This is a genomic window from Paenibacillus cremeus (assembly GCF_007786445.1).
Taxonomy (GTDB): domain Bacteria; phylum Bacillota; class Bacilli; order Paenibacillales; family NBRC-103111; genus Paenibacillus_G; species Paenibacillus_G cremeus.
The window spans coordinates 1-11,963 of record NZ_VNJI01000061.1 but is presented as its reverse complement, the minus strand read 5'-3'; the positions used below and the strand labels follow the sequence as shown (position 1 = coordinate 11,963).

Genomic DNA, 11,963 nt, shown 5'->3' with positions numbered 1-11,963 from the left:
ATAATCCGTTAGTCTAATCATAAGCGAGCAAAATCTTTACCAAATCGGGCTATCTTATACCAGCCTCCACCAGTTTCTCGTCCAGCTTCGCTTTCTGGCGCAAATGGTGCCTACTGTGCATACCAACCATCTCAAACCATTCACGCGCGTTGAGCCAGCCAAACCAGCCATGGCGTACCTTGCAAGCCGGATTCGCATCATCTACGCAACACTCCCAGTAAGCCAATTTCTCTAGCACCTGCTCCAGGCCAGCTATGATTTCATCCTTGCTTTCGGGGTTGCTTGTCGAGTTGGGCGGTTGCTCAAGTTTTACACGGATATTAGGCCATTCTTTTTCGGCAAACGCCTTCGTTCCGTCTTCCGTCTTGCATTCAAATTCTTCATGTGTAGCCTTGGTGCATGTTTCAATATGCTCGATGTACTCTTTCGCCACTTCGATCACGTGGATATACATTTGCCCGACCGACCATACGTCTTCTTTGCATTTAAATTGCAACTGCTCTATTGAATAACTGTCCAGATTCCGCATGTATTGCTTGATAATAGCCGAAGAATCGTTCGACATCCAAATCCTCTCCATTCTGTTGAAGAATTCTGCCAAATAATTCAATATTGGCTTCGTCATTACTCACATTCTGCGAAATGTTTTATAAAGGATCGATGGGGAAAAAAGCGTACTTGCTGGACGTAATAAGTTCATAACATAAATAAATGCATTGTAAATATCGGTATTTTGAGAAGATCGTTGAAATATTCGCTTAGTATACCATTGTAAAAAAGAAAGTCCTATTGGTTTCTTCCCCGTCACATGCCCATAACGGAAATCTTCAATGAGGATCATTTTCCATACGGGGTCAATTACCTTGGATACTTTTTTGTAAAAATGCTTAGTTAAGTGAGTTGAAATTCCCCTAGTTTCTTTCCATTCCTGCTTGAGACAATCTTCTAACTCCAACACTTCCAAAGCGGCTGCGGACATACCCTGTCCAAAAACAGGATCAAATCTACATAAAGCATCTCCAATAAATAGAAATCCCTGAGGAAGATTTTTCACTTTCTCATAACGGTGACGAACGATATACGGAACCTTGTACACCTTGATTTCCGATAGAGCTTTCGCTCCTTGGAGATTAATATAAACATCCTCTTGTGATAAGTGCTTCGTAATGTTGATAAAGTTTTGCTGAACTGAATGAGACAAGTCACTATCGTAACTCATTAACGTGACGATATGACGATTTCCTTCAATACGAGAAATTGATCCGCCGACTTTTTCCATTGGTGCAGAAGGATAAACCAACAGAGTAGACCAGTTTCTTCGCTTCGTATCATCTAATTGGTAGATTTGACTGGCATAACAAAGGTCAATGTTCACTTTTTCTTCGGGACATTTGTAGCCATTACGGGTAAACCATTGATGGAATATTGATCCAAACCCACTTGCATCAATCACTAAATCCGAGTAGAGATCATTTGACTGAGGCGAAGCCCCATCCAGTACTTGGATTCCAATTATCTTGTTCAGGCTTGCATCATGTATGGGTTGTACAGCCTTCATGGTATATAGGATACGGACATTTGAATTCTTTTCCACCTGTAATCGAATATGACCTTCTAAAAAAGGCCTACTCTGTAGAAGAACAGAAATATCGCCTTCAAATCTCTTTTTCCATTCTCCGTGATGAAACCATTTAAGTTCTTTTGTGCCATTGATACGAATAGATCCATCTTGTACCATAGCATGTGTGATGCCGGGAAACAGTTGTTCCAAGGCTTGTTCTCCTGCTTTGAGTAAAGCATGGAGATGATATCCTTGAGGAACTTCCTTTCTGGGCTCGCTAGCATGTGGTGGTTCTGCACCGCGTTCTAGTATGGTTACCTCTTTAAAGTAACGACATAAAACTTGAGCGGTACATAATCCAGCTATACCAGAACCAATTACAATAGCGTGGGAACCTATTTGTTGATTCATATGTATCTCTCCGTGAACAATTTAAAAAAACTGGGCTTTTACCGTGCCTGGTTGAACTATATCATCTCCGTAATATTGATGTACTCCTGTCGTTATCTTAGTTTCAATCAATTTTCATTGAAGACGTTGATTAAATTAACCATCAGCCTCGTATTCGTTATTACAAAAAACACTTAAATGATATCACTTACTATGTATTTTTTGCCGCGCCGTTCATCCCATTGCCGATGAAGTTCTTGTGAACGTATTGCTAAGTCTTTATAGGGCATAGCTGTAACAGAAATTTTATCAAATTTGTGTCTAAAATGATTACCTTGCTTCATGATTCTCATAGCCCCTAAATATTCATCGCTTAATGCCCAAACCGCTCTATGAATATTGGCTAAGATTAAAGCCCCTGAACACATTGGACAGGGTTCGACTGTTGAATATATAGTACATTTGTTTTTGTACAGCGGATCTAACAACTCTCGGACAGCTTGTCTTATGACGTCAATTTCTGCATGACATGTTGGGTCTAAATTAGTAAAAATCCTTCAAGTGCCAACTCAAGAAAATATCGGTCTAAATCCAAACCTTTAGAACCATAAAATCTTCATCAAAATACTGTCCGTTGTACTTCAAAGCGTTATGCTCCACGCCATACACCGTGAATCCTAGTGACTTGTACAGTTTTTTTGCGATGCCGTTTTCGGATATAACTGCTAAGTTTATTTGTTCCAGTCCATCGCAATCTTTGGCTTTTCTAATCAGTTCAAGCATTAAGGTTTTCGCTAAACCCTGTCCCCTCATTTCTGGTGCTACATACATCCCAAATACATTACCTTTATGAGCAGTTTTTAGACCGCTCTCTCGCACAAAAGCAACTATTCCAACAAGCGAACCATTGTCATTAAAAGCTCCAAGTACAAACTTATCCCTAGTTGGCTTCATTCGCTCTATTACAGTTTCCAGTGAAAATATCACCTCTCTCTCATAAGTCGAGCCAAAAGCCTCAGGATTGATTTTTAAGGCACTTAACCGTATTTCTTGATATGACCTTGCGTCAGGCTCATCCAAAACTCGAATGTTCATTGACTCCTCCACCTCAATTACGTTAGAAGTTCATCCTTATGTTACTGTATGACCTTAATCAAGAAGGCATTTGTGTTCTTGTCATTGAATGTGGTCGGTAAAATCATACCATATTATGGTGATTATCTGCGCGTTAACGCAACGAAGCTGCCGGTTGTAATGCCGGCAGCCTGTTGTTACGGCGCTCTCGATGCCTGTTACTTCAATGAAAAAAGGAGAAGCGTCGATCTTCTCCACTGAATAGTGGTTAATTGGTGTCACACCGCTTTACCATAGCGATTGTCGGATCGCGGCAGCCTTTATTCACAGGAAACCTTTGCTTATCCTTGTCCGATGCTACTTGATTTTATCCAGCAACGACTGAAAGTTGATTTCCGAGTAAACTTCGATGCCGTGGCGTTGGAGTAGCGCGGAAGTCACCCCGAACCCCGCTTTCTTATTTTTTGTGTACGTACCATCGTAAATGAGGTTACTGCCGCAGGAAGGACTGGACTCTTTCAAAACCGCATATTTTGCGTTTACGGTTTGAGCGATTTTTAAAGTTTGTTCGGCACCGCGGATAAATTCCTGCGTTACTTCATCATGATCGGCCGTCATGACTTTTGCTTTGCCGTCCAATACATCCGCCCCGTTGCCCCCAACAATCTCTGCCGGTTTGCGAGGGGTAGGCAATCCCCCCAACTGCTCGGGACACACAAGCACCGCTTTCCCCTGTTTGAGCAAGCTTGCGATTTCTTCACGGTAATTGTCCCGCCCGTCATAGGTCGTGGCTAAACCCACCAAACAGGCACTAATCAGAATCATCATAGTCCCTCCAAATGTGTTCAAAGTGAGGTTGAAATTTCCTTCAAGTGTAGGTGCTTTTATCTTATCAAATGTTGCCGTAATTGCCCATTTCTTTCGCTTCACAGAGAGCCGTTTAGCAAGTGATGGAAAATCCGCTATCATGTATAAACACAAAAGGGACCTACACAACGTGCTGCAGGTCCTTGTTTAGCTTATTCAAAAGCGGATGATGGGAATCGAACCCACGCTACCAGCTTGGAAGGCTGGAGTTCTACCATTGAACTACATCCGCATTTATAAAAAAGTGGTCGGGACGACACGATTTGAACATGCGACCCCCTGGTCCCAAACCAGGTGCTCTACCAAGCTGAGCTACGTCCCGAATGCCGGTAGAGGGACTTGAACCCCCACGGTTTCCCTCACGATTTGAGTCGCGCGCGTCTGCCAATTCCGCCATACCGGCTAAATACTACGTGCCCTGAGAGATTCGAACTCCCGACCTTTTGATTCGTAGTCAAACGCTCTATCCGGCTGAGCTAAGGGCACACATTATATATATTAAGGCACCACCCAGACTCGAACTGGGGGTTACTACTTGGCTATGGCGCCAGTTAAAAATAAAAGCGGAAGACGGGAATCGAACCCGCGACCCTCGCCTTGGCAAGGCGATGCTCTACCGCTGAGCCACTTCCGCATAAATCAATGCGCTCGAGAGGACTCGAACCTCCACGGCTGTTACCCCACTAGAACCTGAATCTAGCGCGTCTGCCAATTCCGCCACGAACGCATATGCAACTATTGGTGCGGTTGAGAGGATTCGAACCTCCACGGGCGTACACCCACTACCCCCTCAAGATAGCGTGTCTGCCATTCCACCACAACCGCGCATGAAATCATTAAACATGAGCCATGTAGGACGAAACCTACGACACCCTGATTAAAAGTCAGGTGCTCTACCAACTGAGCTAATTAATAAAGGGCGATCGATGGGACTTGAACCCACGAATGCCGGAGCCACAATCCGGTGCGTTAACCCCTTCGCCACGACCGCCGCGCTAAATTTGACCCTATAAAAACTGGTGGAGGCTGATGGATTCGAACCACCGAACTCGTACGAGAACAGATTTACAGTCTGCTGCGTTTGGCCACTTCGCTAAGCCTCCGTGATGGTGCCGCCGAGAGGACTTGAACCCCCAACCTACTGATTACAAGTCAGTTGCTCTACCAATTGAGCTACAGCGGCAAATAAATTAATGGTGGAGCTGAATTCTGGCGGAAAGAGTGGGATTCGAACCCACGCACGGCTTGCGCCGCCTAGCTGATTTCGAGTCAGCCCCCTTAGGCCACTTGGGTACCTTTCCAAAAACGGAGAGAGAGGGATTCGAACCCTCGCACCACTTACGCAGTCTAACCCCTTAGCAGAGGGTCCCCTTGAGCCACTTGGGTATCTCTCCATATAGCGGCAGAGGGGATCGAACCCCCGACCTTACGGGTATGAACCGTACGCTCTAGCCAGCTGAGCTACGCCGCCACAATGATTACACTTTCAAACGGAGAAAGAGGGATTCGAACCCTCGAGACGCTTGTCACGCCTACACGATTTCCAATCGTGCTCCTTCGGCCTCTCGGACACCTCTCCATGAATGGCTCCCCGAACAGGACTCGAACCTGTGACAACTCGATTAACAGTCGAGTGCTCTACCAACTGAGCTATCAGGGAATACTGGTGGAGCCAAGCGGGATCGAACCGCTGACCTCCTGCTTGCAAGGCAGGCGCTCTCCCAGCTGAGCTATGGCCCCAAACTTTTATTTATTGGTGCACCATCGTCACCAAACGGGTGGTTGATGCTTCTGCCAGGAAACATCAAGTAGTTATTCAAGGCGGCTTGCACCCTGAAAACTGGATTCGAAACGAAGCAGCTGGATTTGGACAGCGCCGAGATGCAGCTTTGTTGCTTGTTTCGTTATCCAGTTTTCAAGGAACAAATCAATTATTCACTGCCGTTTTACTGGCTGGAGTGATATCGTAGCACGAGCGCTGCGGCCGATGCAAGCATCAGCTTTTGGCATTCTTACCAAGATCGAAAGGCAGTGCACCTTTCAAAACTACATGCCGCTCTTCAGTGGCCGGAGTGACAATTTATCATACTTATTTGCTCGAGTGCAAGTGGTTTTTTTAGTTAAAATCCAATCACTTTTCTTATGGCTTACTGCCACCGTTCTTGGACAGCGAAAAAGAATATAGCACAAACGCCGGAGGCAAGGCAAGTACTTTTTCCGATTATTAAAACTGCTGCTGTATGGAGAATATAAAGAAAACTGAGAGCTTTGGTTCCGTTGTGCAGCTGTACGAAATCCATTGAATTCCATTAGTTTGGAGGTTTTGTAGTTGGAGCAAATCCAAAACCAGGATAAGCTTTCAATAGTTGCTCTTGGCGGTGTAAATGAGATTGGTAAGAATATGTATGTTATTCAGTATAACGATGATATTGTCGTTATCGACTGCGGTTCTAAATTTCCGGATGAAAGCCTTTTAGGAATAGATCTGATTATTCCTGACATCTCCTACTTACTTGAAAATAAAGATAAAGTAAGAGGCTTGGTGATTACCCATGGACATGAGGATCATATCGGGGGTATACCCTATATCATCAAACAGTTGAACATGCCAATTTATGCTACACTGCTCACCCTTGGCCTTATTGAGGTGAAGCTTAAAGAACATGGGATTCTTAACACGACAACCACGCATGTGATTGATTCAAATTCGAGCCTAACCTTTGGGGCCATTCAAATAAGCTTCTTTCGAACGAACCACAGCATACCTGATTGCCTGGGCATTGTCTTTGATACCCCGCAAGGTACGATCGTGCATACCGGCGATTTTAAATTTGATTTAACACCGGTAAACGAGCAATATGCAGATATACATAAGATGGCCTCTATTGGGGAAAAGGGTGTGCTTGCACTACTCTCCGAAAGTACAAATGCTGAACGGCCAGGATTCACACCGTCTGAACGCTTAGTTGGCGATCATATAGAGGAATCATTTACAAAGGCCACAGGAAAAATATTTTTATCCACCTTTGCTTCTAATGTCAACAGGCTACAGCAAGTCATTGTTGCAACTGAAAAAACGAACCGCAAAATTGCCCTTTTAGGAAGAAGCATGGTCAATGTCGTAAATATCGCCTTAAAACTTGGCTATTTGCGAATGCCTCCTGACATGTTGATTGAGGCTCAAGATGTGAATCGTTATGCTCCAAACGAGTTAGTAATCCTATGTACGGGTAGTCAAGGGGAACCCGTGGCTGCCTTATCCCGTTTAGCAAGCGGTACACACCGACAAGTCGAGGTCTCCCCTGGTGATACCGTCATTTTAGCTGCCACACCTATTCCTGGTAACGAACGTAACGTAGCTCGTATTGTAGACAACTTGTTTGCGAGAGGTGTGAAAGTCATTTACGGATCGGGAGCCGTGACGGGGATGCACGTTTCCGGGCATGCAAGTCAAGATGAATTAAAGCTCATGCTGACATTAATGAAACCAAGATACTTTATCCCTATTCACGGGGAATACCGAATGCTCTATCAGCACCGAATATTAGCTGAATCAGTTGGTGTTGATCCAGATAACATTTTTATAATCAACAACGGTGAGGTTGTAGACTTTAGTAATTCGGAAGCTCGTAAAGAGCGTCATATCCCGAATGGAAATACGTTAGTTGACGGACTGGGTATTGGGGATGTTGGCCATATCGTATTACGAGATCGGAAGGTTTTAGCTGAAGACGGAATATTGATTTTTGTACTAACCCTTAGTAATACGGATGGCAAAACGGTTTCAAGTATCGATGTCATTTCTCGCGGATTCGTATATGTCAAGGAATCAGAGGGATTATTGAAGGAATTGCAGCAAATTGCATTAAGTTCTATCACACAAATAAAAGAGGCGAAAACCAACCAATGGAGTGTATATAAGCAATCTATTAAAGACGCTGTTGGTAAATATTTATACGCACAGATCAAAAGAAGACCTATGATCTTGCCTATTATTATTCAAGTTTAATGAAGTGAATAAAAATTTTTGACTAGATTTCTAATTACAACCGTCGATGACTCCAAGGCCAAAGGCTGCCATCCCTTTCCCCTAGGTTGGCAGTCTTTTATCGTATGTTGAATTTTTCATACCTCCTGCAGTGCCGATTCAACCGAAATTCCCGCTCCAAGTGCAGAAGAAAGTGCATGTCTTAACTGAAGCTTGAGAACCGTTTTGCCATCCTTCTTCATATTTATTACGGGATATGAATTGTGATAGAGAAACGGCGTAATTATTCGCTATGTGAGCTTCGGTGGGATGCCCAGCGTATTTTAAAGAAGAGTTACCGTTCTCACTCACTCAAACAAAAAAACGATTCCTCTTGGAATCGTTGATATGCCAATTTCGTCAAAGTCTGCTTTTCAGTTTTTAAAGACAGCCCAGTAATCAGTTCTTTTTATGCGTTGGAGATTAAGCAATTATCACAATTTATCAAATGTCCAGGCTTCGATTTTTGCTGATGCTCTTCAACTCAAAAGCCTCTTTGGAAATACCCATGTCTAAGGCCAACTTCTTCTTGATAACCATAGCCTGCTGTATACTGGTGGCCCGATATTCAATTGCAGTGCCGGATGGATCTTCGAATGAATAGTAATTCTTTTTATTGGACATGAACCATGCACCTCACTTTCCTGACAGTTAACAAGATTATTATGTCCCTGTTTCTAGTTTATAAACGTTAGTTTGAATGAAGGCAGGAATCCTTCATCGACGTGGCCTATAGACCGAAACAGGAGAGCTGTCTTAAGGAGCTCTTCTGCTCGAGCAACAAACAATGATCCCAGACTTCAGCAATCATGTGTTTACACATCATACTATTGTATTGTCCCAACAAGGTCAGAAGCTTCGAGGCATTAAACTGGAATTTCGACGAGACGCTACGACAGTGTCTGGTCGTCGCAACCCCCTCCATTGACAAGGTGGACGGGGGGCTTTTTCTTTGCCTAGGCACAAATACCCCTCACCCTTCACGATCGTGATCTAGAGCATCTCCCTTTCTGCAAAACGAAAGTATGAACTGCATCCTCTTTAGTGCAGCCATTTTCTGATACTACGGATTTTTTTCATGGGAGCTTAACAACCGTTATCACGAATGTGGGCTCCTTTCATACTGTATAGAAAGTCCTTTTGGGAGGTTGAGGTATGAGTGAGTTTGAAGAGCAGTTGCTGACTTTGTTGACGGAAATTAAAATTGAATTGCAGTCAATTCATCAGTTGATTGATGAATCGCTAAGCTCGAATAGTGAGAAGAGTTCGGAATTAATTTCGAACCTGTTCGGCATTTTGGGTCAAGAGCCGAAATAATCCGGCCGCCCACACGAACTTTTCTACAAAACGAAATAGCCGGATCCTGATCGGATCCGGCATTTGTTCTAGTCCAACTGAACTGACCGAAAAAGCCGCCCCTAGGTGCTGGTCCGAGACGGTATTTCACATTACCGCCGGTTTTTGTTGAGTTATACTCTTACCTGGCGTGGTGCCCATGATTGCGGATTCCCAAGGTCATTAGATTTCCAAAACATTGTCTCGAAGGTTGTGAGATGCATGATTTCTTTGAAGAACTCCAGTTTCTCCACGTCTGTCATCGGCTGGAAGTCACGGGCAACCTGGAGGTTCTTTTCCAGCTGCTCCATAGTAGACATTCCTAAGATTGCTGTAGACATAGGCAACGAGAAAGTATAGCGGAGTGCCTTTTCGGCCCATGGTTCCAATGCCCCCATGCCCATAACCTTCATCCCGACTACAGCAACACCTTTATCCACCGCTGTCGGCAAGAATTCATGCTCAAAGCTGTAGATAAACGGATCCAAAGCGGATAACGGAACCAAGGCGCTATCAAAAGGAAAGCGGTTAATGGCCTCCAGTTGAATTTTGGGATTCCGGTGTCCGCTAATAATCAATCCCTGCTCCTTGGCTTCAATGCATGCCTGTAAAGCACCGTCATTGGCGAAAATTTGATCGACTTCCTCCCAATTCTTCACGCTGTGCAGCCGGAATTCATCGATATAGTCTGTTTGTAACCGCTTTAGGCTTGCTTCCAAACTTCGAAGCGCTTCGTCTCTGCTGCGTTTAGTGGTTTTGGTAACGAGAAATACCTGGTCTCTGCGTGAACCAAATGCCTTTCCCAAACGCTCCTCGGATTGTCCGTCCGAGTAGGTTGGAGCCGTATCAAAATAAGTGATTCCCTCATCAATGGCACGATTGACGATGTGGATTGCTTCTTCTTCACTGCAATCATGGCCATCCACAATGCGTTGTGCCCCAAAGCTTAATATAGGGAACTCCAAACCGGTATTGCCGTATTTACGTTTTTCCATGGATTGCACTCCTTTTTTTAATATACAAGGCTGCTCCGTTTAATATTAGAACAGATGCGCCACTTTTTCAAAGGTTCTGGTCACCTTTCTCAGCTTGAAATCAGCAAATATGTCTTGATTCGGCTGGGTAAAGTTATACTTTCGACTCCAAATGTTAATGAGTTCTTTTCAACAGCGTTACTGGATTTTCGAATGTTCAGCAAACCCTCATGGGTCGGTTCTATCGCGAAAGTGTCGTACCTTAGCGCAATGAGATCTGTGGAAACTGTGGAAACAATACGTGTTCCAGTTCCTAAAGAGTCGCCCCAATAGGAAGACTCCGCATCTCGACTTCTCAGCATTAAGTTCGATAGTAGGACAGCACCCAACACACGCCGTTTCGGTCGGTAACGATGGCCAGCAGCCCGTTAAACGGAGCTTCGTACGCTTCCGAATTAATAATTCCTCCGGTCGCAAACTCTCCGTAGATCCTTTGGAACGCCTCCTCCGTCTCGATTCTCAAGAAAACCCTCACGTAATCGCCTTTCATTACCGGCTTTGCTACTTGAGTATCAGCAAACTTAAGGGTTCCCCCCTCGACATGCAGGTCCGCGTTAAGCACCTCTTCCCCTTGCTTGCGAAGAATGGCAATCTCGCCACCAAACACGCCTTGATAATACTTGATTTCGTCTTTGCAATTGTCCACTACGATAAACGGATTTGCTATCATCATTTACATCCTCCTAAATTTTATTTGATCATATTTGGAACGCGCGATTTCAATGGCATGAACGACATCTGGCTCGGTATTTAAATAAACTAAAATTCAAGCCCTCCGAACCGATGAGGTTGCATAGTAACGCAAGCCCAAGTCAACAGCTCTTCGGTCAAGCCTGCCCCTCTGTACCCGCTCATCTCTTCATCTCCTCTTGCTCGCTCAGATTGCGAAGCACGGTTCTAAGCAGGTCTACCAACAAGTCATATTCCTCATCGGTAATGCCCTTCCGGGTTTTGTTCTTAACGCGGCTCAGCGCTTCCTGTACCTTAGGAACCACCTCACGTCCCGATTCTGTCAAATAGAGCAGCTGATAACGGTTATCGGTGGGATCGGCTTCCCGCCGTACGTATCCTTCTGCTTCCAACTTGGTAATCGCCTTGGCCGTAGTCGTCTTGTCAATGAGCAGCTTCTCGCTTAACGCCTTCTGCGTAATTGGCTGCTGAATAGCAATCGCCATCAAAAATATATACTGTCCGCTTCCGATTCGATACGGCGCCAGCTCGGCTGAGATCAATATCTGCATGTGGCGATAGATGGCTGAGATGTATTGACCGTGCGATTCCGTTACGCCCTTATCAGGTTGTTTCCAATCGCTCAATTCACTCTCTCCTTAAATAGGATGTTATTGCAACTAATTTTATAATATGCCATATAGGATGCTATTGCAACTAATTTTATGTAAAATTCCACCATATTAGTCGTCGCATCTTGAGGTTCCCTGTCTTTCTTGGTAACTGCGCGTTAGTCATAATGAACGAGGCGGCCCCATTCGCTTAGCGTAGGTTACATTTGGTAACAATGTGTAGTGGATTCTACTAAAACCAAATGCAGAGTTACATTCGAAAGGAGCCGCTATTATGAAGGATTACACAAAATTTGTTGGTTTAGACGTATCAAAAGATTCAATTTCTGTTGCTGTTGCAGATACAGGACGTGGTGAGCCACGTTTTCTCGGAA

At 44.4% G+C, this 11,963-nt stretch carries 11 protein-coding genes, 16 tRNA genes and 1 pseudogene; 2 read left to right on the top strand and 26 right to left on the bottom strand.

What is annotated here, in order from left to right:
* Positions 1-49: 49 nt before the first annotated feature.
* From FPZ49_RS30620 to FPZ49_RS30515, 22 genes and pseudogenes are all read right to left on the bottom strand, one after another.
* Positions 50-565, bottom strand: a complete 516-nt coding sequence (locus tag FPZ49_RS30620) for a DinB family protein (protein WP_186446196.1) — start codon at positions 563-565, stop codon at positions 50-52.
* A 63-nt stretch (positions 566-628) separates the two neighbouring features.
* Positions 629-1,972 carry an FAD-dependent oxidoreductase gene (locus tag FPZ49_RS30615; RefSeq protein ID WP_144854147.1) on the bottom strand — a complete coding sequence of 448 codons (1,344 nt, stop codon included), beginning with the start codon at positions 1,970-1,972 and terminating at the stop codon, positions 629-631.
* 173 nt (positions 1,973-2,145) lie between these two features.
* Positions 2,146-2,295, bottom strand: coding sequence for a hypothetical protein (locus tag FPZ49_RS37730; RefSeq protein WP_391563886.1), 150 nt, complete (start codon positions 2,293-2,295; stop codon positions 2,146-2,148).
* 18 nt (positions 2,296-2,313) lie between these two features.
* A pseudogene (locus tag FPZ49_RS37725) lies at positions 2,314-2,505 on the bottom strand (nucleoside deaminase); the annotation flags it as partial.
* A 31-nt stretch (positions 2,506-2,536) separates the two neighbouring features.
* On the bottom strand, positions 2,537-3,046 hold the full coding sequence (locus FPZ49_RS30605; RefSeq protein ID WP_144854145.1) for a GNAT family N-acetyltransferase: 510 nt from the start codon (positions 3,044-3,046) through the stop codon (positions 2,537-2,539).
* 336 nt (positions 3,047-3,382) lie between these two features.
* Positions 3,383-3,850 (bottom strand): DUF523 domain-containing protein, encoded by a 468-nt coding sequence (locus FPZ49_RS30600; RefSeq protein WP_144854178.1) that lies wholly within the window; start codon positions 3,848-3,850, stop codon positions 3,383-3,385.
* A gap of 203 nt (positions 3,851-4,053) precedes the next feature.
* Positions 4,054-4,124: transfer RNA gene (locus FPZ49_RS30595), tRNA-Gly, on the bottom strand.
* A 13-nt stretch (positions 4,125-4,137) separates the two neighbouring features.
* Positions 4,138-4,214 (bottom strand) — tRNA-Pro (locus FPZ49_RS30590).
* Between the two features lie 2 nt (positions 4,215-4,216).
* Positions 4,217-4,295 (bottom strand) — tRNA-OTHER (locus FPZ49_RS30585).
* Positions 4,296-4,304: 9 nt separating this feature from the next.
* A tRNA-Arg gene (locus tag FPZ49_RS30580) sits at positions 4,305-4,378 on the bottom strand.
* Positions 4,379-4,454: 76 nt separating this feature from the next.
* Positions 4,455-4,526 (bottom strand) — tRNA-Gly (locus tag FPZ49_RS30575).
* Positions 4,527-4,535: 9 nt separating this feature from the next.
* Positions 4,536-4,619: transfer RNA gene (locus tag FPZ49_RS30570), tRNA-Leu, on the bottom strand.
* Between the two features lie 12 nt (positions 4,620-4,631).
* Positions 4,632-4,717, bottom strand: a tRNA-Leu gene (locus tag FPZ49_RS30565).
* 93 nt (positions 4,718-4,810) lie between these two features.
* A tRNA-His gene (locus FPZ49_RS30555) sits at positions 4,811-4,883 on the bottom strand.
* 26 nt (positions 4,884-4,909) lie between these two features.
* Positions 4,910-4,995, bottom strand: a tRNA-Tyr gene (locus FPZ49_RS30550).
* 4 nt (positions 4,996-4,999) lie between these two features.
* Positions 5,000-5,075: transfer RNA gene (locus tag FPZ49_RS30545), tRNA-Thr, on the bottom strand.
* 27 nt (positions 5,076-5,102) lie between these two features.
* Positions 5,103-5,193: transfer RNA gene (locus tag FPZ49_RS30540), tRNA-Ser, on the bottom strand.
* A gap of 5 nt (positions 5,194-5,198) precedes the next feature.
* Positions 5,199-5,286, bottom strand: a tRNA-Ser gene (locus FPZ49_RS30535).
* A 3-nt stretch (positions 5,287-5,289) separates the two neighbouring features.
* A tRNA-Met gene (locus tag FPZ49_RS30530) sits at positions 5,290-5,363 on the bottom strand.
* Between the two features lie 20 nt (positions 5,364-5,383).
* Positions 5,384-5,471, bottom strand: a tRNA-Ser gene (locus FPZ49_RS30525).
* A 5-nt stretch (positions 5,472-5,476) separates the two neighbouring features.
* A tRNA-Asn gene (locus FPZ49_RS30520) sits at positions 5,477-5,552 on the bottom strand.
* Positions 5,553-5,556: 4 nt separating this feature from the next.
* A tRNA-Ala gene (locus tag FPZ49_RS30515) sits at positions 5,557-5,632 on the bottom strand.
* A 589-nt stretch (positions 5,633-6,221) separates the two neighbouring features.
* Between FPZ49_RS30515 and FPZ49_RS30510 the strand changes: the two genes are divergently transcribed.
* Complete coding sequence (locus tag FPZ49_RS30510) at positions 6,222-7,901, top strand: ribonuclease J (RefSeq protein ID WP_144854144.1); 1,680 nt, start codon at positions 6,222-6,224, stop codon at positions 7,899-7,901.
* A gap of 462 nt (positions 7,902-8,363) precedes the next feature.
* On the opposite strand, the gene FPZ49_RS30505 is transcribed toward FPZ49_RS30510, so the two are convergent.
* Complete coding sequence (locus FPZ49_RS30505; protein ID WP_144854143.1) at positions 8,364-8,543, bottom strand: hypothetical protein; 180 nt, start codon at positions 8,541-8,543, stop codon at positions 8,364-8,366.
* Positions 8,544-9,074: 531 nt separating this feature from the next.
* Between FPZ49_RS30505 and FPZ49_RS36170 the strand changes: the two genes are divergently transcribed.
* Positions 9,075-9,236, top strand: a complete 162-nt coding sequence (locus FPZ49_RS36170; protein ID WP_186446195.1) for a hypothetical protein — start codon at positions 9,075-9,077, stop codon at positions 9,234-9,236.
* 152 nt (positions 9,237-9,388) lie between these two features.
* Here the strand turns inward: FPZ49_RS36170 and FPZ49_RS30500 are convergent, their stop codons facing one another.
* The 3 genes from FPZ49_RS30500 to FPZ49_RS30485 all read right to left on the bottom strand — a co-directional run bounded on the left by FPZ49_RS30500 (position 9,389) and on the right by FPZ49_RS30485 (position 11,604).
* Complete coding sequence (locus tag FPZ49_RS30500; protein ID WP_144854142.1) at positions 9,389-10,249, bottom strand: aldo/keto reductase; 861 nt, start codon at positions 10,247-10,249, stop codon at positions 9,389-9,391.
* Between the two features lie 340 nt (positions 10,250-10,589).
* Positions 10,590-10,961 (bottom strand): VOC family protein, encoded by a 372-nt coding sequence (locus tag FPZ49_RS30495; RefSeq protein WP_261381694.1) that lies wholly within the window; start codon positions 10,959-10,961, stop codon positions 10,590-10,592.
* A 178-nt stretch (positions 10,962-11,139) separates the two neighbouring features.
* Positions 11,140-11,604 carry a MarR family winged helix-turn-helix transcriptional regulator gene (locus tag FPZ49_RS30485; protein WP_186446194.1) on the bottom strand — a complete coding sequence of 155 codons (465 nt, stop codon included), beginning with the start codon at positions 11,602-11,604 and terminating at the stop codon, positions 11,140-11,142.
* Between the last annotated feature and the right edge of the window lie 359 nt (positions 11,605-11,963).

Coding starts and splice junctions, on each gene's coding strand:
- FPZ49_RS30620 (WP_186446196.1), bottom strand. CDS start 565: ATGTCGAACGATTCTTCGGCTATTATCAAGCAATACATGCGGAATCTG.
- FPZ49_RS30615 (WP_144854147.1), bottom strand. CDS start 1,972: ATGAATCAACAAATAGGTTCCCACGCTATTGTAATTGGTTCTGGTATA.
- FPZ49_RS37730 (WP_391563886.1), bottom strand. CDS start 2,295: ATGAAGCAAGGTAATCATTTTAGACACAAATTTGATAAAATTTCTGTT.
- FPZ49_RS30605 (WP_144854145.1), bottom strand. CDS start 3,046: ATGAACATTCGAGTTTTGGATGAGCCTGACGCAAGGTCATATCAAGAA.
- FPZ49_RS30600 (WP_144854178.1), bottom strand. CDS start 3,850: ATGATTCTGATTAGTGCCTGTTTGGTGGGTTTAGCCACGACCTATGAC.
- FPZ49_RS30505 (WP_144854143.1), bottom strand. CDS start 8,543: ATGTCCAATAAAAAGAATTACTATTCATTCGAAGATCCATCCGGCACT.
- FPZ49_RS36170 (WP_186446195.1), top strand. CDS start 9,075: ATGAGTGAGTTTGAAGAGCAGTTGCTGACTTTGTTGACGGAAATTAAA.
- FPZ49_RS30500 (WP_144854142.1), bottom strand. CDS start 10,249: ATGGAAAAACGTAAATACGGCAATACCGGTTTGGAGTTCCCTATATTA.
- FPZ49_RS30495 (WP_261381694.1), bottom strand. CDS start 10,961: ATGATGATAGCAAATCCGTTTATCGTAGTGGACAATTGCAAAGACGAA.